20 protein-coding genes are annotated in these 25,403 nt (G+C 73.3%); 16 read left to right on the top strand and 4 right to left on the bottom strand.

The genetic code is table 11. From position 1 onward, the window contains the following. The 6 genes from ACSNOA_RS01095 (at position 1) to ACSNOA_RS01070 (ending at position 6,053) form a co-directional block, all read left to right on the top strand. Positions 1-573, top strand: coding sequence for a TIGR03086 family metal-binding protein (locus ACSNOA_RS01095; RefSeq protein ID WP_436655285.1), 573 nt, complete (start codon positions 1-3; stop codon positions 571-573). Between the two features lie 61 nt (positions 574-634). Then, positions 635-1,171, top strand: a complete 537-nt coding sequence (locus tag ACSNOA_RS01090; protein WP_436655283.1) for a PadR family transcriptional regulator — start codon at positions 635-637, stop codon at positions 1,169-1,171. Next, positions 1,168-1,866, top strand: coding sequence for an ABC transporter ATP-binding protein (locus ACSNOA_RS01085; protein ID WP_436655281.1), 699 nt, complete (start codon positions 1,168-1,170; stop codon positions 1,864-1,866). Before ACSNOA_RS01090 ends, ACSNOA_RS01085 begins: the two co-directional genes overlap by 4 nt. Next, entirely contained in the window at positions 1,863-3,377 is a 1,515-nt protein-coding gene (locus tag ACSNOA_RS01080; RefSeq protein ID WP_436655279.1) for an FtsX-like permease family protein, read from the top strand. The genes ACSNOA_RS01085 and ACSNOA_RS01080 overlap by 4 nt, the downstream gene beginning before the upstream one ends. A gap of 112 nt (positions 3,378-3,489) precedes the next feature. Then, positions 3,490-3,921 carry a hypothetical protein gene (locus tag ACSNOA_RS01075; protein WP_436655277.1) on the top strand — a complete coding sequence of 144 codons (432 nt, stop codon included), beginning with the start codon at positions 3,490-3,492 and terminating at the stop codon, positions 3,919-3,921. Then, entirely contained in the window at positions 3,921-6,053 is a 2,133-nt protein-coding gene (locus tag ACSNOA_RS01070; RefSeq protein ID WP_436655275.1) for a bifunctional polysaccharide deacetylase/glycosyltransferase family 2 protein, read from the top strand. Before ACSNOA_RS01075 ends, ACSNOA_RS01070 begins: the two co-directional genes overlap by 1 nt. A gap of 31 nt (positions 6,054-6,084) precedes the next feature. On the opposite strand, the gene ACSNOA_RS01065 is transcribed toward ACSNOA_RS01070, so the two are convergent. Next, positions 6,085-6,264, bottom strand: a complete 180-nt coding sequence (locus tag ACSNOA_RS01065; RefSeq protein WP_436655273.1) for a hypothetical protein — start codon at positions 6,262-6,264, stop codon at positions 6,085-6,087. Positions 6,265-6,310: 46 nt separating this feature from the next. Between ACSNOA_RS01065 and ACSNOA_RS01060 the strand changes: the two genes are divergently transcribed. Continuing rightward, on the top strand, positions 6,311-7,252 hold the full coding sequence (locus ACSNOA_RS01060) for a threonine ammonia-lyase (RefSeq protein ID WP_436655271.1): 942 nt from the start codon (positions 6,311-6,313) through the stop codon (positions 7,250-7,252). Between the two features lie 113 nt (positions 7,253-7,365). Here the strand turns inward: ACSNOA_RS01060 and ACSNOA_RS01055 are convergent, their stop codons facing one another. Then, the gene (locus ACSNOA_RS01055) at positions 7,366-9,462 is read right to left on the bottom strand and encodes a S9 family peptidase (RefSeq protein WP_436655269.1); all 2,097 of its coding nucleotides are present in this window, start codon (positions 9,460-9,462) and stop codon (positions 7,366-7,368) included. Between the two features lie 100 nt (positions 9,463-9,562). On the opposite strand from ACSNOA_RS01055, the gene ACSNOA_RS01050 reads away from it, so the two are divergent. Then, complete coding sequence (locus ACSNOA_RS01050) at positions 9,563-10,921, top strand: FAD-binding oxidoreductase (protein ID WP_436655267.1); 1,359 nt, start codon at positions 9,563-9,565, stop codon at positions 10,919-10,921. A 575-nt stretch (positions 10,922-11,496) separates the two neighbouring features. On the opposite strand, the gene ACSNOA_RS01045 is transcribed toward ACSNOA_RS01050, so the two are convergent. Then, the gene (locus ACSNOA_RS01045) at positions 11,497-13,581 is read right to left on the bottom strand and encodes a SpoIIE family protein phosphatase (protein ID WP_436655265.1); all 2,085 of its coding nucleotides are present in this window, start codon (positions 13,579-13,581) and stop codon (positions 11,497-11,499) included. A 228-nt stretch (positions 13,582-13,809) separates the two neighbouring features. Between ACSNOA_RS01045 and ACSNOA_RS01040 the strand changes: the two genes are divergently transcribed. Then, positions 13,810-18,174: a HAMP domain-containing protein gene (locus ACSNOA_RS01040; RefSeq protein ID WP_436655263.1), complete on the top strand. Its 4,365-nt coding sequence runs from the start codon at positions 13,810-13,812 to the stop codon at positions 18,172-18,174. Beyond that, entirely contained in the window at positions 18,171-18,725 is a 555-nt protein-coding gene (locus ACSNOA_RS01035) for a response regulator (protein ID WP_436655261.1), read from the top strand. Before ACSNOA_RS01040 ends, ACSNOA_RS01035 begins: the two co-directional genes overlap by 4 nt. Before the next feature lie 163 nt (positions 18,726-18,888). Here ACSNOA_RS01035 and ACSNOA_RS01030 read toward each other — a convergent pair whose 3' ends face one another. Beyond that, positions 18,889-19,224 carry an STAS domain-containing protein gene (locus ACSNOA_RS01030; RefSeq protein ID WP_436655259.1) on the bottom strand — a complete coding sequence of 112 codons (336 nt, stop codon included), beginning with the start codon at positions 19,222-19,224 and terminating at the stop codon, positions 18,889-18,891. 124 nt (positions 19,225-19,348) lie between these two features. Here ACSNOA_RS01030 and hemL point away from each other — a divergent pair, with 124 nt between their 5' ends. Genes hemL through ccsB form a run of 6 tightly spaced genes read left to right on the top strand, consistent with a single transcriptional unit; the run spans position 19,349 to position 25,399 of the window. Next, entirely contained in the window at positions 19,349-20,686 is a 1,338-nt protein-coding gene (gene hemL / locus ACSNOA_RS01025) for a glutamate-1-semialdehyde 2,1-aminomutase (protein ID WP_436655257.1), read from the top strand. 5 nt (positions 20,687-20,691) lie between these two features. Beyond that, entirely contained in the window at positions 20,692-21,339 is a 648-nt protein-coding gene (locus ACSNOA_RS01020; RefSeq protein WP_436655255.1) for a histidine phosphatase family protein, read from the top strand. Between the two features lies 1 nt (position 21,340). Next, on the top strand, positions 21,341-21,913 hold the full coding sequence (locus tag ACSNOA_RS01015) for a TlpA family protein disulfide reductase (protein ID WP_436655252.1): 573 nt from the start codon (positions 21,341-21,343) through the stop codon (positions 21,911-21,913). Next, positions 21,913-22,755: a cytochrome c biogenesis CcdA family protein gene (locus ACSNOA_RS01010; protein WP_436655250.1), complete on the top strand. Its 843-nt coding sequence runs from the start codon at positions 21,913-21,915 to the stop codon at positions 22,753-22,755. The genes ACSNOA_RS01015 and ACSNOA_RS01010 overlap by 1 nt, the downstream gene beginning before the upstream one ends. Further along, positions 22,755-24,407: a cytochrome c biogenesis protein ResB gene (gene resB / locus ACSNOA_RS01005; protein WP_436655248.1), complete on the top strand. Its 1,653-nt coding sequence runs from the start codon at positions 22,755-22,757 to the stop codon at positions 24,405-24,407. The genes ACSNOA_RS01010 and resB overlap by 1 nt, the downstream gene beginning before the upstream one ends. After that, positions 24,407-25,399 (top strand): c-type cytochrome biogenesis protein CcsB, encoded by a 993-nt coding sequence (ccsB, locus tag ACSNOA_RS01000; RefSeq protein WP_436655246.1) that lies wholly within the window; start codon positions 24,407-24,409, stop codon positions 25,397-25,399. Before resB ends, ccsB begins: the two co-directional genes overlap by 1 nt. Positions 25,400-25,403: the final 4 nt, after the last annotated feature.

Genomic DNA, 25,403 nt, shown 5'->3' with positions numbered 1-25,403 from the left:
ATGGCCACTCAGACTAGCGATCTGCTGGCGACGGCGGCGGCACCGACGGTCGCGGTGGTGCGCGGCATCGCCGACGACCAGCTCGCCCTGCCGACCCCCTGCCAGGACTACTCCGTACGCGATCTGCTCAACCACCTCTTCCAGGTGGTGGTCAACTTCCAGGACCTGGCCGTCAAGCGGTCGGTGGAGTGGGCGGACAAGCCCGACTTCCTCACCGACGCCTGGCGGGACCGCTTCGAGGTCGAGACCGAGCGGCTCGTCACGGCCTGGGCCGACCCGGCCAGCCTGGAGGGCGTCTCGCCCGGGATGGGCATGCCGCAGACCACCGTGGGCGGCATGGTGCTGCTGGACCTGGTCGTGCACGGCTGGGACCTCGCCGTCGCCACCGGTCAGCCGTACGCCCCGCCGCCCGAGGCGACCACCGTGCTGCGCGAACTGGCCGATCAACTCGGCCCCACGGCCCGCAAGATGGGCGTCTTCGGCGAGCCGGTCCCCACCGACCCGGCCGTGCCCGACCTGGACCACCTGCTCGGTCTGACCGGGCGCCACCCCGCCTGGCCCGCCGCCCGCTGAACGGGAAATCGACGGACGACGCCACTTGACGGCCACTATTCATCGAATGAATAGTGGCCGGGTGTCCACACCGCACGTCCTGCTCGGGCTGCTCGCCACCGGCCGCAAGCACGGCTACGAGCTCAAGCGTGCCCACGACGAGCGGTTGCCGCGGGCCCGCCCCCTCGCGTTCGGCCAGGTCTACGCCACGCTCGGGCGGCTCGAACGCGACGGCCTGGTGGCCGCCGCCGGCCAGGACCGCGACGGCGGACCGGAACGCACCTCGTACGCGCTCACCGAGGACGGTCACGCGGCGCTGGACCGGTGGCTCACCACCGTCGAGCCCCCGATGCCGTACGTGGCCAGCACCCTCTTCGCCAAGGTCGTGGTGGCGTTGCTGGTCGCCGACGTGGACCGCGCCCGGTCCTATCTGGTCGCCCAGCGCGGTGCGCACACCGCGCGGCTGCGCGAGCTGACCGCCGTGAAGAACGCCCCGTCGGCCACCCTCGACGACGTCGTGGCGGCCGACTTCGCCATCGCTCACCTCGACGCCGACCTGCGGTGGCTGCACACCACCCTGGCCCGGGTCGCCGACTGGCACCGGGAGGTGCACGCATGACCCTTCAGGCTCGCGGCGTGGTCAGGTCGTACGGGCGGACGCCCGCGTTGCGCGGCGTCACCGTCGACATCGGCGAGGGCGAGATCGTCGCGGTGACCGGGCCGAGCGGCTGCGGCAAGTCCACCCTGCTGCACTGCCTCGCCGGCATCCTGCGCCCGGACGCCGGCGAGGTGACGTGGCGCGGCCACCGGATCGACACCTGGTCCGAGGCCGCGCGCTCGCGTCTGCGCCGCACCGAGTTCGGCGTGCTGTTCCAGTTCGGGCAGCTCGTGGCCGAGCTCACCGCGGCGGAGAACGTCGCGCTTCCGCTGCTTCTCGCCGGCACGGGGCGGCGAGAGGCGCGGACCGCGGCGTTGACCTGGCTGGAGCGGTTCGGGGTGGTGGAGCTGGCCGACGTCCGGCCGGGGGAGATGTCCGGCGGGCAGCAGCAACGCTGCGCCACGGCCCGGGCGCTGGTCACCGAGCCTCGGGTGCTCTTCGCGGACGAGCCGACCGGCGCGCTCGACACGCTCACGGGCGAGCAGGTGCTCACCACGCTCGTCCGGCTCGCCCGTGAGCAGCGCACCTCGGTCGTGCTCGTCACCCACGAACCACGGATCGCCGCGTACGCGGACCGGGAGGTGGTCCTCCGCGACGGCATGGTCGACCACAGTGGTCTCGGCCTGGACACGCCGCTCGCCGGCGGTCACCGGTGAAGCCGGCCGCGCTGGTCCGGCTCGCCCTGGCCGGCACGCGCACCGACACCGCCCGGGTGCTGCTCACCGCGTCCAGCGCCGCGCTCGCCACCCTGGCCGCGCTCGCGGCGCTCACCGTGCTCGCCATTCCGGAACCGGTCGGCGACCCACGGGCCGAGGCGGAGCAGTACGCGAACGCGCTGCTCCGGGAGCCGGGGCTGCGCGGCGGCACGGCGTTCGCGCTGCTGCTGCTCGTTGTCCCGGTGTTGGCGCTGGCCGGGCAGTGCGCCCGGCTCGGCGCCCCGGCGCGGGACCGCCGGCTGGCCGCGCTCCGGCTCGCGGGCGCCACGCCCGGGCAGGTGACCCGGCTCGTCATGCTGGAGACCGGCGTCGCCAGCCTCCTCGGCACGCTCGCCGGCCTCGGAGTCCATCTCGGCGCCCGGGAGCTGCTCGACCGCCCCGACGGGCGGGGGCAGCTCGCCCTCCCCACCGACGTGTTGCCGCCGCCCGGGGCGCTGGCCGCCGTCGTGCTCGGGCTGCCGCTGGTCGCCGCGCTGGCCACCGCGCTCATGCTGCGTCGGGTGGCCACCAGCCCGCTCGGCGTGACCCGGCGGGCCGCCCGCGAGCGGGGCCCGGGCCCCGCGGCGGGCGTGCTGATCGTGGCCGGTCTCGTCGCGTTCGCCGCCGGTCCACAGGTGCTGGGCTCGTCCGGCGGGTCGGCCGCGTGGCTGCTGTTCCTGCTCTTCGGGGGCGGCGGGTTGGCCGCCATGGTCGGGACCGTGACGGGCACCGGCTGGATCTCGTACCACACGGGCCGGCTGCTGCATCGGTACGCCCGACGGCCCGCGGCGCTGCTCGCCGCCGGCCGCCTCATGGCCGATCCCTGGGCCGGCAGCCGGACCTTCGCCGCCCTGCTGGCCGCCGTGATCTTCGGTGCCGGGGCGGCCGGCGCGCGGGCCTACTTCGTGACGCAGGACCACCTGACCCGTGAACAGAACCGGCTCGCCGGCATCGACGCGGGTGACGACCCGTTCTACCTGGCCACCATGAGCCTGGTGGACCTCGCGGTCGCGGTGGCCGTGGTGATCGCCGCAACGGGGATGCTCGTGGCCGTGGTCGAGGGCATCGTGGCCCGGCGGCGGGCGTACGCGGCTCTCGTGGCGACCGGCGTGCCCCGGGCCACGATCGCGCGGTCGATCGCCTGGCAGTCGGTGCTGCCCGCCGTCCCCGCGATCCTCGCGGCCCTCACGGTCGGCACGTTCCTGGCCCGAGGGCTCTTCGGCGAGGTCGACCGGGGGACCACCTCCACCGAGGTCTGCGACGCCAGTGCCCCGATCTGCGCCGACCCGGTGGCCCGGCAGCAGTACGTCCGGATCGAGTACGGGCCGGCGGTGCGCCGGGTGCCCGACGTGCCGCTGGAGCACCTGGCGCTGCTCGGGGCCGGCGCCCTGGCCGCGGTCCTCCTCACGGTCGCGGTCGGTCTGCTCTTCCTGCGGGCGAGCACCGCGGTCGAGGAGCTTAGGACGACCTGAAGCATGTAACGGACCGGTTGGCGGGGGCGCTGTGCACGTCGGGGTCCGGACGGTCGGGCTCCCCGCCGAGTCCGGAGGGGCCTCGGTGGCCTCGGTCCGTGGGAGTCACCTGATGCACAACCAGCTCGGCGACGCGCCGCCGGTTTTCGTCGACCGGACCGGTCGCCGACGTCGGCTCACGGCGATCGCCGGCACCGCCATGGGCCTGGGCCTGCTCACCGGTCTCGTGTTGATCCTGGCCGGCCTCTTCTTCGAGGCCCCCGTGCGGGTGCCGGGCTGGCCGAACTCCCGGCCGGCGCAGCCGATCGAGGCGGGCCTCGACGGCCGGGACGGCATCGGCGCCTCACCGTCGGCGGCTTCCGTGCCTGTCACCCCGAGCACCTCGCATGCCCCGGCGCCCTCCCGGTCGGCGAGCCCGAGCGCCGTCCGCACCACGCCGGTCCGGCCGCCTTCCGCCAGGCCGACCGGCTCCGACCGCCCCGGCCAGGGTGACGAGCGGCGTGGCAACCCCAAGCCGAGCAGGTCACCGGGCAAGCCGCAGTGATGAACGCCCGGCACGCCGCCCGCCGCGACCCGCGGGCGCACTGGTTCCTGCTCCTGCTGGGCCTGGCCCTGCTGCTCGCCACGCTGACCGCGCACGGCCTGGTGAGCCGGCTCGGCGGCGGCAGCGGACCGGCCGACGCCACCTCCGCCCCGCACGCGGCGGACCTGCCCAAGAGTGTCGCCGCCGGCGGACCGGTGCTCCGGCTCGACGGGCCCCGGCCGGTGACCCGGGCGATGCCGGACCGGACCATCGCGCTCACCTTCGACGACGGACCGGACCCGCGCTGGACCCCGCAGGTGCTCGACGTGCTGGGGCGGCACCACGTCCACGCCACCTTCTTCGTGGTCGGCGCGCGGGTCAACGAGCACCCCGACCTGGTCCGGCGGATCCTCGCCGAGGGGCACGAGATCGGCTCGCACACCTTCACGCACTCCGACCTCGCCGCCGTTCCCGCCTGGCGGCGAGATCTGGAGCTGTCGCTGACCCGCAAGGCGGTCGCCGGGGCGACCGGGCGTGAGGTCACCCTGCTGCGGCCGCCGTTCTCGTCCCTGCCGTCCGCGTTGGGCGGGCCCGGGTACGACGCGCTGCGCGCCGCGGCCGGCAGCGGCCACGTCGCCGTGCTGGCCGACCGGGACACCCGGGACTGGCAGCGGCCGGGCGTCGACGCGATCGTCAAGGCCGCCACTCCGCCCCGCGCAGAGGGCGGGGTGGTGCTCATGCACGACGGGGGCGGTGACCGTGCCCAGACGGTCGCCGCGCTGGACCGGCTGCTGCCCGACCTGACCCGGCAGGGTTACCGGTTCACCACGGTGTCGGAGGGTATCGGCGCGCCGGCGTCGATGGTCCCGGCGAGCACCGGAGCCCGGCTCAGCGGCACCGCGCTGCGCTGGACCCAGGCCGTCGCGGGCTGGGTGGCCGGCGGGATGAACGTGCTGCTGGGAATCGCTCTGGTGCTCGGCGTGGTCCGGCTCGCGGTCCAGGTCGTCTGCGCGCAGCGGCACGTCCGCCGGGTCCGTCGGCGCGCTGGGCACCGGCCGGAGGTCCGCGCGCCGGTCTCGGTGATCGTGCCGGCGTACAACGAGGCGGCGAACATCGCGGCGACGGTCCGCTCGCTGGCGGCGAGCGCGTACCCGGCGCTGGAGGTGATCGTGGTGGACGACGGGTCGACCGACGGCACGGCCGACATCGTGGAACGGCTGCGGCTGCGCGGCGTGCGCGTTCTCCGCCAGGCGAACGGGGGCAAGCCGGCGGCGTTGAACACCGGTATCCGGGCAGCCCGGGGCGAGCTGCTGGTGCTGGTGGACGGGGACACGGTGTTCCAGCCCGACACGGTGTACCGGCTGGTGCAGGGCTTCTCCGACCGTTCCGTGGGCGCGATCTCCGGAAACACGAAGGTGGCGAACCGGCGCCGCCTGCTCGGTCGTTGGCAGCATCTCGAGTACGTCATCGGGTTCAACCTCGACCGGCGCATGTACGACGTGCTGGAGTGCATGCCGACCATCCCGGGCGCGATCGGCGCGTTCCGCCGCGAGGCGCTGCTCGCCGTGGGCGGGGTGCCGGCGGACACCCTCGCGGAGGACACCGACCTCACCATGAAGGTGCAGCGCGCCGGCTGGCGCGTGGTGTACGAGGAGTCGGCCATCGCCTGGACCGAGGCGCCGTCGACGTTGCGGCAGCTCTGGCGGCAGCGCTACCGCTGGTGCTACGGCACGATGCAGGCGATGTGGAAGCACCGGCACACGCTGCGCGAGTCGGGCGCGGGCGGCAGGCTCGGGCGCCGCAGCCTGCCGTACCTCACGATCTTCCAGATCCTGCTGCCGCTGACCGCGCCCGCGGTCGACGTGTTCGCCCTGTACGGCCTGCTCTTCCTGCCCTGGTCGACGCTCGCGCTGGCGTGGTTCGGGCTGCTGCTGCTCCAGGCGCTGACGGCCGGGTACGCGCTGCACCTGGACCGGGAGCGCCTCGGCCCGCTCTGGGCGCTGCCGTTGCAGCAGGTGGTCTACCGCCAGGTGATGTACCTCGTCGTGGTCCAGTCGGTGGTCACCGCTCTCATCGGCAACCGGCTGCGCTGGCACCGGATGGTCCGTACCGGTGAGGCGGCCGCGCTGATGACCGCAGGCCGGGCCGGCTGAGAACCGGATCGCACCGCTCAGACCGGCGTGGTCACGCCCCCGGGTGGAAGAGGCCCGCGGACCAGGAGATCAGCAGGCCGACCGCCGCCGAGCAGCAGCACACGAGCAGGGCGGCCACCACGACGCCGACGATGACGAGCGCCGGGCGGCGGCGGGGCTCGTCGTCGCGCGGCCGGTCCCCGGCGTCCGGCTGCTCGTCGGCCTCGCTCACCCGCGCAGTCTAGGTGCCGCATCTGGGGCCGAGGCAGGATGGGGCGATGGATCTGGTCTCGATCGAGGATGTCCGGGCCGCCGCCGAAGACGTCGCCGGGACGGTGGTGCGTACGCCGCTGCTGCCGGCGCCGTGGGACGGCGGGCTGTGGGTGAAGCCGGAGAGCCTGCAGCCGGTGGGGTCGTTCAAACTGCGCGGCGCGACCCACGCCGTGACCCGGCTCGACCCGGCGGCCCGCGCCCGTGGCGTGGTGACCCACTCGTCCGGCAACCACGGGCAGGCGCTCGCGTACGCGGCCCGCGCGGCCGGTGTGCCGTGCACCGTCGTGGTCCCCGAGGGGGCGCCGCAGGTCAAGGTGGACCGCATGGTCGCGCTCGGGGCCGACGTGCGGCTCGTCCCGCCGGCCCGCCGGCTCGTCGAGGCGGAGCGGATCGTCGCGGAGACCGGCGCCGCGCTGGTGCCGCCGTTCGACGACCGCCGGATCATCGCGGGCCAGGGGACGGTCGGACTGGAGATCGTCGCCGACCTGCCCGACGTGGACGTGGTCCTCGTGCCGGTTGGGGGCGGCGGGCTCGCCTCCGGCGTCGCCACGGCGGTCAAGGCGCTGCGCCCGTCCGCCGCCGTCGTCGGGGTGGAGCCGGCGCTCGCCGCCGACGCCCGGGACTCCCTGGCCGCCGGCGAGGTGGTGGTCTGGGACGTCGCGCGCACCTACCGGACCAGCGCGGACGGACTGCGGACCACGGTGTCCGAGCTGACCCTCGCGCACCTGCGGGAACGCCTCGACGGCATCGTCACGGTGACCGAGGAGGAGATCGCGCTGGCCATGGCGCGGCTCGTCCGCGAGGCCCGACTGGTGGTCGAGCCGAGCGGCGCCGTGGCCACCGCCGCGCGCCTGTTCCACGGCGGTGAACTGCCGTCGGGGCGTACCGTCGCCGTGGTCACCGGCGGCAACGTCGACCCCGCGGTGCTGGCGTCCGCGCTCCGCTGAGCGCCGGGCGCGTCCGCGCGTCGGTCGGGGTGCCGGGCGTCCGCGCCGGGCGCGTCCGCGCGTCGGTCGGGGTGCCGCCGGCGGAGGGGCCGCGTGGCCCCTCCGCCGGCAGGTCAGGCGCGGCCCAGGCGGTCGAGGATCCAGGCGTTGATGAACGCCTCCTCGCGCCAGGAGTCGTACCGGCCGCTGGGGCCGCCGTGGCCGGCGCCCATCTCGATCTTCAGCAGGTAGTCGCCCTGCGGCGCCGTGGCGCGCAGCCGCGCGATCCACTTCGCCGGCTCGTGGTAGAGCACGCGGGTGTCGTTGAGGCTGGTCACCGCGAGGATGGCGGGGTAGTCCCGCGCCGCGACGTTCTCGTACGGCGTGTAGGACTTCATGTACGCGTACACGTCGGGGTCGTCGAGCGGGTTGCCCCACTCCTCCCACTCGGTGACGGTGAGCGGCAGCGACGGGTCGAGGATCGAGGTGAGCGCGTCCACGAACGGCACCTGCGCCACGATCCCGGCGAAGGCGTCCGGGGCGATGTTGGCCACCGCGCCCATGAGCAGCCCGCCCGCCGAGGCGCCCCGGGCCACGAGTCGGTCGCTGGCCGTCCAGCCGGCCTTCACGAGATGCCGGGCGCAGGCCACGAAGTCCGTGAACGTGTTCTTCTTGGCCAGCAGCTTGCCCTGCTCGTACCAGCGCCGGCCAAGCTCGCCGCCGCCCCGGGTGTGCGCCACCGCGAAGATCACGCCCCGGTCCAGCAGGGAGAGCCGGGCCACCGAGAACCACGGGTCCATGCTCGCCTCGTACGAGCCGTAGCCGTACAGCTCGCAGGGTGCGGAGCCGTCCCGCGGCGTGTCCTTGCGGCAGACCAGCGAGATGGGCACCCGGGTGCCGTCGTCGGCGAGCGCCCAGTCGCGGTGCTGCTCGTACTCGGCCGGGTCGTACGGCCGTCCGTCCGGCCCGGGCAGCACCGGCTTCCGCTTGCGCAGCACCATCCGACGGGTCACGAGGTCGTAGTCGTAGACCGAGTCCGGGGTCACGAGCGAGGTGTAGCGGAACCGGATCTGCCCGGTCCGGTACTCCGGGTTGGCGTCCAGCCCGACGCTGTAGAGCGGCTCCGGGAAGTCGATGTCGTGCGGGTCGCCGCCCCCGATGGGCAGCACGCGCAGCCCGGTCAGCCCGTTGGTGCGCAGCGACACGACCAGGTGGTTCTCGAACGCGTCCACCGCCTCGAGCCGGGTGCCGGGGGAGTGCGCGATGAGCGGCACCCAGTCGCCCGGCGCGTCCGCCGAGGTGTACGCGAGCGCGAAGTCCTCCGCGCCGTCGTTGTGCAGGATCAGGAAGCGGTGGCCGTGGTGCTCCACCGTGTACTCGACGCCCTGCCGTCGGGGCGCCACCACGGCGGGCACGCCCGTCGGGTTGCCGGCCGGGATGACCCGCACCTCGCTGGTGATCTTGCTGTGGATGTCGATGACGATGAACTTCTCCGAGCGGGTCAACTCGACCCCGACCCAGAAGCGCTCGTCGTCCTCCTGGTGCACCACGACGTCCTCGGCGGCGGGCGAGCCGATGACGTGCCGCCAGACCCGGTACGGCCGCCAGGCGTCGTCCACGGTGACGTAGAAGAGCACCGACGCGTCGCCGGACCAGGCGGTGCCGTAGAAGGTGCCGGGCACCTCGTCCGGGAGCAGTTCGCCCGTGGTCAGATCCTTGACCCGCAGGGTGAAGCGCTCGTCGCCGGAGAAGTCGGTGGAGTAGGCCAGCCAGCGCCCGTCGGGGCTCACGTCGAACGCGCCGAGCGAGAAGAAGTCGTGCCCCTCGGCCAGCAGGTTGCCGTCGAGCAGCACCTCCTCGCCGTCCAGCGGCGCGCCGTCGCTGCTCACCGGCGGCTCGGTCTCGCCGTCGCGGACCGCCCGCCGGCAGTGGACGCCGTACTGCTGCCCCTCGACCGTGCGGGTGTAGTACCAGTAACCGTCCTTGCGGCTCGGCACCGACAGGTCGGTCTCCTGCGTACGCCGGCGGGTCTCCTCGAACAACCGCTCGCGCAGCTCGGTCAGGTGCGCCGTGCGCGCCTCGGTGTACGCGTTCTCCGCCGTCAGGTAGCCGATCGTCTCCGGGTCGTCCTTGACGGCGAGCCAGGCGTACTCGTCGACGACGGTGTCGCCGTGGTGGGAGCGCTCGGTGGGCACCCGCTTGGCGGTGGGCGGGGAAGTGTCGGTGGTCACGGCGCCACGTTACCGGCCCGGGGCCGCCCGCCGCGGGCACGCGACCCGGCGCCGTGGAACTCGCCACCACGGGCTTTAGAACACATGTACGATAGCCGGCATGGCGGCTGCAGCGAGTTCGATCGACCGGTCCGGAGCCCTCGAGATCACCCAACGGTTGACGGAGATCTGCGGTCCGCCCTTCGCCCGCTTCGCCGGCCCGGCCGACGAGGTGGCCGGCCGGGCCGCCCGCTGGGTCGCGGTGCCCGGCGGCCCGCGGGCGGCCGCCGAGGTGCTGCGGTTGGCGGCCGCGCACGACCTCACCGTGGTTCCCCGCGGCGCCGGCACCAAAATCGACTGGGGCGCGGCGCCGGAACAGGTCGACATCATGCTCGACACCGGCCGGCTCGCCGGGATCGGCCACGAGCCGGTCGGCTCGTCGGCGGCCGAGGTGGGCGCCGGCACCCCGCTCCGGGCCGTGCAGGCCACACTGGAGCGCACCGGCCAACGCCTCGCCGTCGACGCCCCGTCGCCGGGGGCCACCCTCGGTGGCGTGCTCGCCGCCGGCGAGGCCGGCCCGCTGCGGCACCGGCACGGCACCCCCTGCGACCAGCTCGTCGGCGTCCGCTACCTGACCGCCGAGGGCGAGCTGGTGAACGCCGGCGGAGGTGCGCCGGGGCTCGAGCTGGCGCGGCTGCTGTGCGGGTCGCAGGGTGCGCTCGGCGTCCTGGTCGCCGCCACGCTGCGGGTCCAACCCGTGCCGGCCATGCGGCTCTGGGTCTCCCGTCCGGTGTGGACGCCGCTGGAGGTTCACGACCTCGTGCGGTCCGTCCTCGCGGCACACCTCGACCCGGCGGCCGTCGAGCTGGACCTCGCCGCCTCGGGGCCACGGCCGCGCCGGCCCATCGACCCCACCGACCCGACCGCCGCCGCCCGGGCGCGCCACCCGTCCATGGCCGGCCGGTCCCGCGTGCCGTCGCGGGCGGGCAGCCTCGTGGTGCTGCTCGAAGGCGGCCCGGCCGACGTCGTCGAGCGGGCCGAGCGGCTGGTGTCGGTCCTCGACGGCGACGCCACCGTCACCCACTCGCCGCCGACCTGGTGGCGGCGCTACCCGTTCGGGCCGGGCGACACCGCCCTGCGCATCGAGGTGCCGATCACCGACCTGCACGCGGCCGTCTACGCGCTGCGCGACGCGGCCGGCGGCCCCGTCCCCGTCCGGGGCTCCGCGGGTCTGGGCGTGGTGCACGCCGCGCTGCCCGGCACGCTGCCCGCCGACCGGGTCGCCTCGATCGTCGCCGCGGTACGCGGGGTGTTGCTGGCCCGCAAGGGCCGCTGCGTGGTCCTCTCCGCGCCGCCGCCGGTGCGCCGGGCCGTCGACCTGTGGGGCGAGCTGACCGGGCTGCCCCGGCTGCGGGCCGCCAAGGAACACCTCGATCCGCACCACCGGCTGGCTCCTGGCCGCCTGCCGGGTGGCGGCTGACGGGCGCGGGCTGCCCGGGCGGCGGCCGACCCAGCCCGCCGGGGTGGGGCCCGTCGTGCTCCGGTCAAGCCTGGCCGGGCTCGTCCCGGTCGGGTGGCGGCTGGTCGGGCTCGTCCCGGTCGGGTGGCGGCTGGTCGGGTTCGGCCCGGTGGTGTCTGGCGGGCTCGCGCGGCCCGCGGTGGCTCGTTGGGTTGTCGCCGATGCTGGTGGTTGGCCAGGTCCGGCTCGCCCGGGGGCGTCCGGCCGGGATCCTACGGCCGGTGGCTGAGCGATCTGTCCCGGTAGGCGGCTCGTCGGTTGGTAGCTGATCGGGCCCGTCCTGCTCGGATGATCCCACCTGGGCCGCCACCCTTCCTTGCGACGGTCTGATCAACACCAGATCCTTGAAGTCGCGGTGTCGGACCCGGTAGGACACCGCAGTTTCCAGGAAGTCGAGTCGATCAAGCCGCACGAGCGCCGAAGCCGAACTCGATCTCGCCACGAGAGCGCCGCCGCTCCGGGCCGGCCACGGGAGGGCGGCCACGAAAGCGTCGCCGTGAGATCGCCGCCGCCCCGGCAACGCCGCCGACCGGGTGTCAGGTCGCGTCGTTGCGCAGCACGAGGATCGCGATGTCGTCGCGGGGCGCCTCGACCGAGAAGCCCAGCGCGGTGGTCCGCAGCCGCGCGGCTATCACGTCGGCCGAGTAGCCGGCCAGCGGCGCGGCGGCCTCGCGGAGCCGGTCGGTGCCGAACAACTCGCGGCCGCGCCGGCGTTCGGTGACCCCGTCGGTGTAGAACACGAGCGCGTCGCCGGGTGCGAGCGGCACGTCGGCGGTGGGCGTGGCGATGGTGTCGAGCAGGCCGAGCGCCGTGCCTCCGGTGCCGACGAACCCGCCTCCGCCCGCGCTGCGGAGCAGCACCGGCCGGTCGTGCCCGGCGAGGTGCAGGGAGACGTCCAACCGGTCGCCGTCGCCGGGGCCGACGGCCGCGAGCGCAAGCGTGCAGTACCGGCCGCCGCCCCGCTCGACCAGCGTCTCGTTGAGCCGGGTCAGCACCTCCGGCAGCGGCTTGCCGTCGCCCACGAGCACCCGGATCACGTCGCGGACCAGCCCGGTGACCGCCGCCGCCTGCACACCCTTGCCCGAGACGTCGCCGATCACCACGAGCCACCGACCGTCCGGCAGCGGCACGACGTCGTAGAAGTCGCCGCCCACCTCGGCGTCGCCTCCGGTGGGGACGTACTCGGCGGCGAAGCCGATCCCGTCCACGACGGGCAGCACGGGCGGCAGCAGCGACTGCTGGAGCGTCTGCGCCACCCGGCGCCGCTCGGCGTGGATCCGGGCGTTCTCGATGGCGAGCGCGGCCCGGCGTGCCACGTCCTCCAGCACGGCGACCTCGTCCGGGTCGTGCCGGTGTCGCTGGTGCCGGCCCACGGCGAGGGTGCCGAGCCGCTGACCCCGGGCGATCAGCGGGACGGCGAAGCCCTCCATGGGCCCGCCGAGCGGCACCTGCGCGGCGCTGCGGGAGGCCTCGCGCAGCCGGGCCTGGATCGAGTCGGGCCCGGTCTCGGCGAGCACCTTGTGCAGCTGCGGCAGCATCGACTCGTCGGCGTGGCTGGCCGCCGCGAGCCGCAGCCGCCCCCACTCGTCGGCGGTGTGCACGGCGCACCACTGCCCGAGCCGCGGCACCACGAGCTGCGGGACGAGCGCCATGGTCAACTCGACGTCGAGCGACTGGGCGAGCAGTTCGCTCGCCTCGGCCAGGAACGTCAGCCAGGCCTGCCGCCGGACGTCGGCCCGGCGCAGCCGGTCGTTCTCCAGGTGCAGCGACAGCCGCTCGGCGGCCAGCACGGCCAGCGGCCGGGCGTACGCGGACGGCGCGGCGTCCAGCTCCAGCTCACCGCTGTACGGGCGGTGCACGCTCAGCGACACGTGGAGGAGCTCGTTGCCGGCGCGGGGCTGCCGGCCGTAGCGGGCGAGCACCTGCGGGCCGGTGCCGTCACCCCGGTCCAGCCGGATGAGGCCGCCGGCCGCGCCGACCATCTCGGCGACCCGGCCCAGGAGGTTGGCGGCGAAGTCCGGCAACGGGTCGTCGGCGTACGGGTCGGGGCTGATCTGCATCAGCTCGCTCACCGCCGCGGCGCTCGGCGCGGAGCCGGAGCCCGACTCGTGGGCGCCGCCCGCCGTGGCGCCGGGCGTGCCGCGGGCGACGCCGGTCTCCGAGGGCGTCGCGCCGGTGGCGCCCGACCGGTCGAGGCGGAACCAGACGCCCTTGCCGCTGGGCAGGTACGTGGTGCCCCAGCGGCTCGAGAAGTGGTCGACGAGCAGCAGGCCACGGCCCCGCTCGGCGACCTCGGTGATCTCGCTGGCCTCGTTGCGTACGCCGACGATCAGCTCCTCGACGGGCCCGGAGGCGAAGTCGGAGACGGTGACGGTCAGGCCGACGCCGTCCGCGACGACCTCGATGTCCAGTTCGGTGCCGGCGTGCTCCACGGCGTTGGTGGTGAGTTCCGTGGTGAGCAGCAACGCCTCGTTGAGCAGCTCGTCCAGGTGCGCCTCGGCCAGCACCGAGCGGACGAGGGCGCGGGCCGCCGCGGGCGTACGCCGGTCGGCGGGTAGGCGGACGCGCCGGACGTGCCCGTCCGGGCCCCCGGCCGTCGCGGGCCTCGTCTCCGCCGACACCCTCGTATCCTCCACCGCCAACCCGGCGGGTGCCAAGCCGGTCCCGGCCCTACCGCGTCCCGCGTCGGGCCGCCCGGTCTGCGACCGCCTGTACCGTCCGTCGCCGTTCGTTCCGATTGAGGGCGTGGCGGACGGTCGCGCGGCCTGGCATCGGCGGGACCGCGGGCACAATATTGGATGGCCGGCAGTCGGCACGAGCCGGTGGCCCCCGAGCTGAGACGAGGAAGAATGACCACGGCGAAGCAGGCGGTGGCGGATCCGTCCGCGCCCGACAACGAGGCGCTCCTCGATGAACTGACCGAGGCGCTGCGGCGGGTCCGCCGCGGCGACCTCAAGGTGCGGCTGCCCCGGCGCGCGGGGCGGGCCGGGGAGGTCGCGGACGCGTTCAACGAGGTCGCGTCACTCCAGGAGCGGCAGTACCTCGACCTGCGCCGGATCAGCCGGGTGGTGGGTCGGGACGGCCGGCTCACCGAGCGGCTGGACGAGGAGGGGCTGGACGGCTCGTGGGCCGAAGGGAACCGGGCGGTCAACTCGCTCATCGACGACCTCGGCCGGCCGACCACCGAGATCGCCCGGGTCATCGTGGCGGTGGCCGACGGCGACCTCTCGCAGCACATGGCGTTGGAGATCGACGGGCGGCCGCTGCGCGGTGAGTACCTGCGCATCGGGCGCACGGTGAACACGATGGTGGACCAGCTGTCGTCGTTCGCCGACGAGGTGACGCGGGTGGCCCGCGAGGTGGGCACCGAGGGCAAGCTGGGTGGCCAGGCCGACGTGCGGGGCGTGGCCGGCACCTGGAAGGACCTCACCGACTCGGTGAACACCATGGCCTCGAACCTGACCGGCCAGGTGCGGTCGATCTCCCAGGTGGCGCGGGCCGTCGCCAAGGGTGACCTCTCCCAGAAGATCACGGTCGGGGCGCGGGGCGAGGTCGCCGAGCTGGCCGACACCATGAACTCGCTCACCGACACGCTGCGGCTCTTCGCCGAACAGGTCACGCGGGTGGCCCGCGAGGTGGGCACCGAGGGCAAGCTGGGTGGCCAGGCGGAGGTGCCGAACGTCGCGGGCACCTGGAAGGACCTGACCGACAGCGTCAACTCGATGGCGTCGAACCTCACGGCCCAGGTGCGCAACATCGCCCAGGTCTCGACCGCGGTGGCGCGGGGCGACCTGTCGCAGAAGATCACGGTCGCCGCCCAGGGCGAGATCCTCGAACTCAAGGACACCGTCAACACGATGGTGGACCAGCTGTCGTCGTTCGCCGACGAGGTGACGCGGGTGGCCCGCGAGGTGGGCATCGAGGGGAAGCTGGGCGGCCAGGCCCAGGTGCGTGGCGTCTCCGGCACCTGGCGGGACCTCACGGAGAACGTGAACCAGCTCGCTGGCAACCTGACCAGCCAGGTCCGGAACATCTCCCAGGTCTCCACGGCGGTCGCGAAGGGTGACCTGTCGCAGAAGATCACGGTGGACGCCCAGGGCGAGATTCTGGAGCTGAAGAACACCGTGAACACGATGGTGGACCAGCTCTCGTCGTTCGCCGACGAGGTGACGCGGGTGGCCCGCGAGGTGGGCACCGAGGGCAAGCTGGGCGGTCAGGCCCAGGTCAAGGGCGTCAGCGGTACGTGGCGGGACCTGACCGACAACGTGAACTCGATGGCGTCGAACCTCACGAGCCAGGTGCGCAACATCGCCTCGGTCACGACGGCGGTCGCTAAGGGTGACCTGTCGCAGAAGATCACGGTGGACGCCCGGGGGGAGATTCTGGAGCTGAAGTCGACGGTGAACACGATGGTGGACCAGCTGTCGTCGTTCGCCGACGAGGTGACGCGGGTGGCCCGCGAGGTGGGCACCGAGGGCAAGCTGGGCGGTCAGGCCCAGGTACGCGGGGTCGCCGGTACGTGGCGGGACCTCACGGACAACGTGAACTCGATGGCCTCGAACCTGACGGCCCAGGTGCGCAACATCGCCCAGGTCTCCACGGCGGTCGCGAAGGGCGACCTGTCGCAGAAGATTACGGTCGACGCGCAGGGCGAGATCCTGGAGCTGAAGTCGACGGTGAACACGATGGTGGACCAGCTGTCGTCGTTCGCCGACGAGGTGACCCGGGTGGCCCGCGAGGTGGGCACCGAGGGCAAGCTCGGCGGCCAGGCCCAGGTGAAGGGGGTCTCCGGCACGTGGCGGGACCTCACGGACAACGTGAACTCGATGGCCTCGAACCTGACGGCCCAGGTGCGCAACATCGCCTCGGTCACGACGGCCGTCGCGAAGGGCGACCTGTCGCAGAAGATCACCGTCGACGCCCAGGGCGAGATCCTGGAGCTGAAGAACACCATCAACACGATGGTGGACCAGCTCTCCTCGTTCGCCGACGAGGTCACCCGCGTCGGCTTCGAGGTCGGCATCGAGGGCAAGCTCGGTGGTCAGGCGCAGGTGAAGGGCGTCTCCGGCACGTGGCGCGACCTCACCGAGAACGTCAACCAGCTGGCGTCCACCCTGACCACCCAGCTGCGGGCGATCGCCCAGGTCTCCACGTCGGTGACCCGCGGTGACCTGACCCAGCGGATCAACGTCAAGGCGCAGGGCGAGATCGCCGACCTGAAGGACAACATCAACCAGATGATCGTTACCCTCCGGGAGACGACCAAGAAGAACGCCGAGCAGGGCTGGCTGGACTCCAACCTCGCGCGGATCAGCGGCCTGCTCCAGGGCCAGCGGGACCTCGGCGAGGTCTGCCGCATGATCATGACGGAGGTCACCCCGCTGGTCGACGCCCAGCTCGGCGCGTTCTTCCTGGCGGACACCTCCGAGGGGAGCATGCGGCTGCGGCTCACGTCCTCCTACGGGTACGTGGCGCGCGGGCGCGACGTCACGTTCGGCCCCGGCGAGGGACTCGTCGGCCAGACCGCCCTCTCCCGCCGGACGATCCGCGTCAGCGCCACGCCGGACCGGACGCTCACGCTCCGCTCGGGCCTGGCCGACACGCCCCCGGCCGACCTCGTGGTGCTTCCCGTCCTGTTCGAGGGCGAGCTGCTCGGGGTGATCGAGTTCGCGAGCGTCGTCCCCTTCAGCGAGCTGCACCTGTCGTTCCTGGAGCGGCTGGTGCTCACCATCGGCATCGCCGTCAACACGATCCAGGCCAACCGGCGTACGGAGGAACTGCTGGCCCAGTCGCAGCGGCTGGCGCACGAGCTTCAGGAGCAGTCGGCGGAGCTGCAGCGGACCAACGCCGAGTTGGAGGAGAAGGCCACCCTGCTCTCCGAGCAGAAGGGCAACATCGAGACGAAGAACCGGGAGATCGAGCTGGCCCGCCTCGGCCTCGAGGAGAAGGCGCAGCAGCTCACCCGAGCCTCGGCGTACAAGTCGGAGTTCCTCGCCAACATGAGCCACGAGTTGCGTACGCCGCTGAACTCGCTGCTCCTGCTGGCCCGGCTGCTGGCCGAGAACTCGGAGCAGAACCTCACGCCGAAGCAGATCGAGTTCGCCCGGACGATCCACAGCGCCGGGTCCGACCTGCTCTCGCTGATCGACGACATCCTCGACCTGTCCAAAATCGAGGCGGGGCGGATGGACGTCGAGCCCACGGAGGTCCGGTTCGCCGAGATCCGCGGGTACGTGGAGCAGGCGTTCGCGCCGCAGGCCGAGGACAAGGGCCTCGACTTCCAGGTGCGGATCAGCAAGGACCTGCCGGCGTCGGTGGTCACCGACGCGCAGCGGTTGCAGCAGATCCTGCGCAACCTGCTCTCCAACGCGGTGAAGTTCACCGACAACGGGGCGGTGACGTTGCGGATCGCCCCGGCGGCCGAGAGCGCGGTCTTCGACGTGCCCACGCTCACCAACGCCCAGCAGGTGATCGCGTTCACCGTGATAGACACGGGCATCGGCATCTCCGACGACAAGCTGTCGATCATCTTCGAGGCGTTCCAGCAGGCCGACGGCACCACGAGCCGGCGGTACGGCGGCACGGGTCTCGGCCTGTCGATCAGCCGGGACCTGGCGCGGCTCCTCGGCGGCACCATCACCGTCAGCTCGGCGCCCGGTCAGGGTTCGACGTTCACGCTGTTCGTACCGGACGTGCTCGCGCCGGACGCGGTGGTCGCGCCGCTGCCGCCGTCGCCGGCCCGGGCGGGCCTGCCGTCGTCGCTGCTCATGCCGCCGCTGGAGCTGCCCGAGCCGCCGGCCGCGCCGACCAGCCGCCAGCTCGACGGGGCGACCGTGCTGATCGTCGACGACGACGTGCGGAACGTGTTCGCCCTCACCAGCGCGTTGGAACTGCACGGGATGACCGTGTTGTACTCGGACAACGGGGCGGACGGCGTCCGCCTGCTCGCCGAGCACCCGGAGGTGGACATCGTCCTGATGGACGCCATGATGCCGGACCAGGACGGGTACGAGACGACCCGCCAGATCCGGCGTAACCACCGCTTCGCGGACCTGCCCATCGTCTTCCTGACGGCGAAGGCCATGCCGGGTGACCGCGAGTCCGCGCTGGCCGCCGGGGGCAGCGACTACATCACGAAGCCGGTCGACCTGGACGAGCTGATCGAGCTGATGTCGTCCTGGATGAGCGGCACCCGGATCGAGGAGAACTCGTGACCCAGATGGCCAAGGCGCTGCTCGTGGACGACCGTCGGGAGAACCTGATGGCCCTGGAGGCGATCCTCCAGGGCCTGCCGGTCCAGGCGGTGGCCGTGGAGAGCGGCGAGGCGGCGCTCAAGCAGTTGCTGGTGGACGACTTCGCGGTGATCCTGCTCGACGCCCAGATGCCGGACATGGACGGCTTCGAGACGGCCGGTCACATCAAGCGCCGGGAGCGGACCCGGCACGTGCCGATCATCTTCCTCACCGCTGCCGACCGGGACGCCCAGTTGGCGCTGCGTGGCTACCAGGTCGGCGCCGTCGACTACCTCACGAAGCCGTTCGACCCGTGGGTGCTGCGGGCCAAGGTCTCCGTCTTCGTGGAGCTGTGGGTGAAGACCCGGCAGTTGGCCGCCCAGTCGGACCTGGTGCGCGAGCGCGACGCCCAGTGGCGGATGCTCACCGACGCGGTGGACGAGGCCACGACCCTGCTGCGCGGCGACGACCCGTCCGGCCGCGACCGGGCCGTGGAACTCCTGGAACAGGCCCGCTGGGGCACCCCGTCCTGACCGACCCACCCCCGGCCCCCACCCCCCGGCCCCGGGCGGGCCTCCCGGCCGGGTCCGTCCCGCTGATCATGAAGTTGTTGCCGACAAATCGGGCGCCAGGAGGCAACAACTTCATGATCGCCGCGCGAGGGCGGGCCACCGCACGCGAGGGCCCGCGCGGGCGTCAGCTTGCGGGCTGGTCGTTGCGGATCATCAGGGCGGAGCGCAGGCCCGTGATGTCCAGGACGCGGAGCAGGAATTCACCCACGTGGGTGAGGATCAGGAGACTCTGGGCGTGGCTCGCCTTACGGCTCAGCACGACGAGAGTGCCCAACCCCTGCGAGTCGCAGAAGGTGACCCCGCCGAGGTCGAGCACGATCCGCGGCGGCGGGTCGGTGAGCACCTCGTTGACGACGGTCGAGAGCTGGGCGGCCGTGAGCATGTCGATCTCGCCGGCCAGGCGCAGCACGGCTTCCTCGCCCGTCCGGTGTAGCGTGATGGACAGTTCGGCACGATCCACCCGGTCAGCCTAACGCGATCCAGCCGCCCCGGCCCGCCGAGGAGCGCAGCCCCGGGTGAGCCGGGTTACCCGGAGCCGGGGTGCCTGCCGGTTCGCCCGTCCCCGCTGACACAATGGCGGCATCGTGACCGATACCTTTTCCGCCGGATCCGGCCGCTACCCGGCCGACGCGCCGGCCTCCGAGGCCCTGTTCGACCGCGCCCGCGCTCTCGTGCCGGGCGGGGTGAACTCGCCCGTGCGCGCCTTCCGCGCGGTCGGCGGCACCCCCCGCTTCATGGTCCGCGGCGAGGGCCCCTGGCTCTACGACGCCGACGACCGGCGCTACGTCGACCTGGTCTGCTCCTGGGGCCCGCTGATCCTCGGTCACGCCCATCCGCAGGTGGTGGAAGCCGTGCAGGCCGCCGCCGCGCGGGGCACGAGCTTCGGCACGCCGACCCCGGGCGAGGTGGAGCTGGCCGCCGAGATCGTCGACCGCACCCCGGTCGAGCAGGTCCGGCTCGTCAACTCCGGCACCGAGGCCACCATGTCGGCGATCCGGCTGGCCCGGGGCTTCACCGGCCGCTCCAAGATCGTGAAGTTCGCGGGCTGCTACCACGGCCACGTGGACGCGCTGCTCGCCGCCGCGGGTTCGGGCGTGGCCACGCTCGGCCTGCCCGACTCGCCGGGCGTCACGGGCGCCGCCGCGAGCGAGACGATCGTGCTGCCGTACAACGACCTGCGTGCGGTGGAGGAGGCGTTCGCGGCCGAGGGGCAGCACATCGCCGCGATCATCACCGAGGCGGCCGCCGGCAACATGGGCGTCGTCGCGCCCCGTGGCGGCTTCAACCAGGAGCTGGCGCGGATCGCGCACGCGCACGGCGCGCTGCTCATCGTCGACGAGGTGATGACCGGGTTCCGGGTGTCCCGCTCGGGTTGGCACGGCCTCGACGCATCCGACGCGGACCTGTGGACGTACGGCAAGGTCATGGGTGGCGGCCTGCCCGCCGCGGCGTTCGGCGGGCGCGCGGAGGTCATGGCCCGGCTCGCCCCGGCCGGCCCGGTCTACCAGGCCGGCACGCTGTCCGGTAACCCGCTGGCCTGCGCCGCCGGCCTGGCCACGCTGCGGCTGGCCGACGACGCGCTGTACCGGCGGCTCGACGACACGGCCGCCGCCGTGGGCAAGCTGGCGTCGGACGCGCTGGCCGCCGCGGGGGTGCCGCACCGGCTGTCGTACGCGGGCAACATGTTCTCGATCTTCTTCACCGACGCCGACGTGGTGGACTACGACAGCGCCCGCACGCAGCAGGTGCCGGCGTTCAAGGCGTTCTTCCACGCGATGCTCGCCGCCGGCGTCTACCTGCCGCCGAGCGCGTTCGAGTCCTGGTTCGTCTCGGCGGCGCTGGACGACGCCGCCCTGGAGCAGATCGCCGCCGCGTTGCCGACGGCGGCGCGGGCAGCGGCAGCGGCTGGTCACGGGGGGTAGGCGCGGTGAGCAAGACGGTGGTCCACGTGCTGCGGCACGGCGAGGTGTACAACCCGGACAAGATCCTTTACGGGCGGCTGCCCGGGTTCCGCCTCTCCGAACTCGGTGTGCAGATGGCGAAGGCCGCCGCGCAGGGGCTCGCCGACCGCGAGGTGGTGCACGTGGTCGCCAGTCCGCTCGAGCGCGCCCAGCAGACCGCCGAGCCGATCGCCGCGCAGTTCGGCCTGCCCGTCGGGGTGGACGAGCGGCTGATCGAGAGCGCCAACTGGTTCGAGGGCAAGCGCGTCTCGCCCGGCGACGGCTCGTTCCGCGACCCGCGCAACTGGTGGGTGCTGCGGGACCCGGTCACGCCGTCCTGGGGTGAGGCGTACCGGGCGATCGCCGAGCGGATGTTCGCGGCGCTGCACGCCGCGCGGATCGCCGCCGAGGGGCGCGAGGCGGTGCTGGTCTCGCACCAGTTGCCGATCTGGACGCTGCGCCGGTACGTCGAGCGCAAGCGGCTCTGGCACGACCCGCGCCGGCGGCAGTGCGGCCTGGCCAGTCTCACCTCCTTCCACTTCGACGGTGCGAAGGTGGTCGGCATCGGCTACAGCGAGCCCGCCGCCCACCTGGTGGCCATGTCGCCGACAGCCCGGACGGCCAAGGGGGCCTGATATGCGCGCCCGGAGGTGGACCGCCGGTCTGCTCGCCACCGTCGCCGCGGTGGCGCTGGCGGGCTGCACGTCGCAGAGCCAGGAGAAGGCCTGCGCCACCACCTCCGACGGCGTCATCGAGTGCGCGCCGGACGAGCGGTCGGCGCCCCCGAAGATCTCCGGTGACCTGCTCACGGGCGGCGGCTACGACGTCTCGCAGGCGCGCGGTCAAGTGGTCGTCGTCAACTTCTGGGGCTCCTGGTGCGCGCCGTGCCGTGCCGAGGCGGACGACCTGGAGGCCACCTACCAGGCGACCAAGGGCTCCGGGGTGACGTTCCTCGGCATCAACATCCAGGACAGCAGGGACAAGGCGCTCGCCTTCGAGGAGGGCCGGGTGACCTATCCGAGCCTCTTCGACCCGCCGAGCCGGCTCGCGCTCGCCCTGGACATCCCGCCGAACACCATCCCCGCCACCGTGGTGCTCGACCGGGAGGGCCGGGTCGCCGTGGTCATTCGCGCCGCGGTCAAGCAGGAGGGCCTGCAACCCATCGTCGAGCGGATCGCCGCCGAGCGGTCCTCGTCCGGTTCCCGCTGATGGGCGAGACGTTCCGGCAGGTCGCCCTCTCCGGCCCGCTGCTGCTCGCCATCGGCGCGGCGGCCCTCGCCGGCCTCGTGAGCTTCCTGTCCCCGTGCGTGCTGCCCCTGGTCCCCGGCTACCTGTCGTACGTCACCGGGCTGGCCGGCGCCGACCTGGAGGGCCGGGAGCGCGGCAACCCCACGGGCGGGGCCCCGGTCGGCCCGGGCGGCGGCGTGGCCGTCGCCGTACGCCAGGAGAAGGCGGGGCGTGTCACGGCGGCCGTGAAGGGCCGGGTGCTCGCCGGGACGCTGCTCTTCATCGCCGGCTTCACCGTCGTCTTCACCGCCACGGCGATCCTCTTCGCCAGCGTGGGCAAGGTCTTCTTCGCCTACGAGCGGACGCTGGAGATCGTCATCGGCGCGCTGATCATCGTGCTGGGGCTGGCCTTCGTGGGCCTGGTCCCCGGGATGGAGCGCGAGTTCCGCATCCACCGGCTGCCGGCCGCCGGCCTGCTCGGCGCGCCCGTCTTCGGCGCGGTGTTCGCGCTCAGTTGGGTGCCGTGCGTGGGGCCCACGTTGAGCGCGGTGATCGGCATGGCCGCCGTGGGCGGGCAGATCGACCGGGCCGTGGTGCTCGCCGTGGCGTACTGCCTCGGGCTGGGGGTACCGTTCGTCGTCTTCGGGCTGGGCTTCCAGCGCCTGCTCGGGGTCTTCCGCGCCATCCGCCGCAACAGCCGCTGGGTCACCCGCGTCGGCGGCGCCCTGCTGATCGTGATCGGGCTCGCGTTGGTGACGGGCGGGTGGACGAACGTCGTGATCTGGCTGCAGACCACCGTCGGGGTGGGTGAGGTGAGCATCTGATGACCGTCGTGGACGAGCGGCCGGCCCCGCAGGCCGAGGCGCCCCGCCGCCGGCCCAACCGGGTGCTGGCCCTGCTGCGCAACTCCTGGCGGCAGCTCACCAGCATGCGTACGGCCCTGGTGCTGCTCTTCCTGCTGGCGGTCGCGGCCATCCCCGGCTCGGTGCTGCCGCAGCGCAACATCAGCCCGGAGAAGGTCACCGACTACTTCACCGAGCACCCCGACCTGGCTCCCCGGCTGGACCGGATCGGCGGGTTCGACGTCTTCGGCTCGGTCTGGTTCTCCGCCATCTACCTGCTGCTGTTCACCTCGCTGATCGGCTGCATCACGCCGCGCCTGCGCGACCACGTCCGGGCGCTGCGGGCGCAGCCGCCGGCCGCCCCGAAGCGGCTGGACCGGCTGCCGCAGCACACGGTGCTCACCGGCCCGCCCGGTGGCGCCGCGGCGATCGCCGAGGTGCTGCGCCGGCGGCGGTGGCGGGTGACGGTCCGGGGCGACGAGGTCTCCGCCGAGAAGGGCTACCTCAAGGAGACCGGGAACCTGATCTTCCATTCCACGCTGGTGCTCGTGCTGGCCGGCGTGGCGCTCGGGCACTGGTACGGCTGGAGCGGCAACCGGCTCCTCGTGGCCGGCGGCGAGAACGCGTTCTGCAACACCCGCCAGCAGTACGCCGAGGCGAAACTCGGCCCGCGCGTCGACAGCGCCGACCTGCCCCCCTTCTGCCTGACCCTGGACCGGTTCGACGCCCAGTTCCTCGAGTCCGGGCAGCCGAAGTCGTTCAACGCCACGGTGACCGTGGAGGAGGCCGGCAAGGCCAACCGGACCGCGGACTTCTCGGTGAACGCGCCGCTGCGGTTGGACGGCTCCAGCGTCTACCTGCTCGGCCACGGGTACGCCCCGGTCATCCGCTACACCGACCGGTACGGGCGCAGCCAGGTCAGCAACCTGCCGTTCCTCACGACCGGCGACATGGGGCTCACGGGCGAGGGGATGGCCGCGTTCCCGGACGCCAACGTCGACCCGAAGACGCGCAAGCGGGACCCGGACCTCCAGGTGGCTTTCACGGGGCTCTACCTGCCGACGGCGCCGGACTCCCCGCCGTACGTGCGCTCGGACTACCCGACCGAGCGCAACCCGCTGCTCAACCTGGTCGCCTACCGCGGCAACCTCGGGCTGGACGCCGGCATCCCCGGCTCGGTCTACGAGCTGGACCAGCGGCAGATCCGTACGGGCAAGGTGAAGCAGGTCGGCGACAAGGTGCTCAAGCCGGGTGAGAGCTGGAAGCTCGACGACGGCACCACCGTCGAGTTCCTCGGCACCCGGCCGTACGTCACCCTGTCGGTGCGGCACGACCCCGGCTCGGACCTGCTGCTCGTGAGCTGTGGGTTCCTGCTCGTGGGGCTCATGGGGTCACTCTTCGGCCGTCGCCGCCGCGTGTTCTTCCGGGTGACGCCTGCGGAATCCGCGGACCCCACGGCACAAACTCCGACGAGCGGTAGTAGTTTGGTCGAGGCCGGTGGGTTGCCGCGCACCGACTATCCAGGGTTCGCCGACGAGTTCACGCAGCTCGCCGCCGCGGTGAGCGGTGACGGGCGGCCGGACGAGCGGGGCGGCACGGATCGCGACCGGAGCGACCGGGAAGGGACCGAGTGATGTCCGCACTCTCCGACCAGCTGGTGACGTTCGCGATCCTGGCGTACCTGGTCGCGATGATCAGCCACGCGGTCGAGTACGCGCTCGGCAACGTCCGGGTCCGGGCCGCCGCCGCGGCGCCCGTCCGGGAACGGGAACTCGTGGGAGCCGGCGCGGGCGCGCCCGGCGGGACGATCGCCGCGCCGGCCGGTCCGACGCCGCCGGTGACCACCGCGGCCGGCCGCACCGCCGGCCGGGCCCGGCTGGCCGGACGCGTCGCCGTCGGCGCCACGGTGGTCGCCGCGCTGCTGCACCTCGTCGCGCTGGTCACCCGCGGGGTCGCGGCCGACCGCATGCCGTGGGGCAACATGTACGAGTTCGTGCTCACGGTGACCTTCATCGGCGTGGCGGCCTGGCTCGTGGTGCTCGCGAAGCGGCCGTCCCTGCGCAAGCTGGGGCTGTTCCTCACCCTCGTGATGGTGCTTCTGGTGGCCACCGCCGAGCTGGTGCTCTACGTGCCGGTGGTGCCGCTCGTGCCGGCGCTCAACTCGTACTGGTTCGTCATCCACGTCTCGACGATCGTCTTCTCGTCGGGCATCTTCCTGCTCGGCGTGGTGCCCGCCGTGGCGTTCCTCATGCGCCGCGGCTACGAGGCCGGGCGGACGAGCTTCCCGTACACCCTGGCCAAGCGGCTGCCCGCGGCGGCTGCGCTGGAGCGGCTGACCTTCGTGCTGCACGCCTTCTCGTTCCCGATCTTCACCTTCGCGGTGATCGCGGGCGCGATCTGGGCCGAGGCGGCCTGGGGCCGGCCGTGGGGCTGGGACCCGAAGGAGACCTGGGCGTTCATCTCGTGGGTGGTCTACGCCGGCTACCTGCACGCCCGGGCCACGCCGAGCGTCAAGCGGAACGTGGCGACCTGGGTCGCCGTGCTCGGCTTCCTCACCATGCTCATGAACCTGTTCGGCGTGAACATCTTCTTCACGGGCCTGCACTCGTACGGCGGCCTGAGCTGACGCC

The sequence above is a fragment of the Micromonospora sp. URMC 103 genome (assembly GCF_051386435.1).
Lineage (GTDB): Bacteria > Actinomycetota > Actinomycetes > Mycobacteriales > Micromonosporaceae > Micromonospora.
This window is presented reverse-complemented; position numbering and strand designations above follow the sequence as displayed.

Bases quoted from the DNA above. Each gene is read 5' to 3' on its own strand.
- ACSNOA_RS01050 (WP_436655267.1), top strand. From the start codon at position 9,563: ATGGCGGCTGCAGCGAGTTCGATCGACCGGTCCGGAGCCCTCGAGATC.
- ACSNOA_RS01040 (WP_436655263.1), top strand. From the start codon at position 13,810: ATGACCACGGCGAAGCAGGCGGTGGCGGATCCGTCCGCGCCCGACAAC.
- ccsB (WP_436655246.1), top strand. From the start codon at position 24,407: ATGTCCGCACTCTCCGACCAGCTGGTGACGTTCGCGATCCTGGCGTAC.
- ACSNOA_RS01095 (WP_436655285.1), top strand. From the start codon at position 1: ATGGCCACTCAGACTAGCGATCTGCTGGCGACGGCGGCGGCACCGACG.
- ACSNOA_RS01085 (WP_436655281.1), top strand. From the start codon at position 1,168: ATGACCCTTCAGGCTCGCGGCGTGGTCAGGTCGTACGGGCGGACGCCC.
- resB (WP_436655248.1), top strand. From the start codon at position 22,755: ATGACCGTCGTGGACGAGCGGCCGGCCCCGCAGGCCGAGGCGCCCCGC.
- ACSNOA_RS01015 (WP_436655252.1), top strand. From the start codon at position 21,341: ATGCGCGCCCGGAGGTGGACCGCCGGTCTGCTCGCCACCGTCGCCGCG.
- ACSNOA_RS01060 (WP_436655271.1), top strand. From the start codon at position 6,311: ATGGATCTGGTCTCGATCGAGGATGTCCGGGCCGCCGCCGAAGACGTC.
- ACSNOA_RS01070 (WP_436655275.1), top strand. From the start codon at position 3,921: ATGAACGCCCGGCACGCCGCCCGCCGCGACCCGCGGGCGCACTGGTTC.
- ACSNOA_RS01075 (WP_436655277.1), top strand. From the start codon at position 3,490: ATGCACAACCAGCTCGGCGACGCGCCGCCGGTTTTCGTCGACCGGACC.
- ACSNOA_RS01010 (WP_436655250.1), top strand. From the start codon at position 21,913: ATGGGCGAGACGTTCCGGCAGGTCGCCCTCTCCGGCCCGCTGCTGCTC.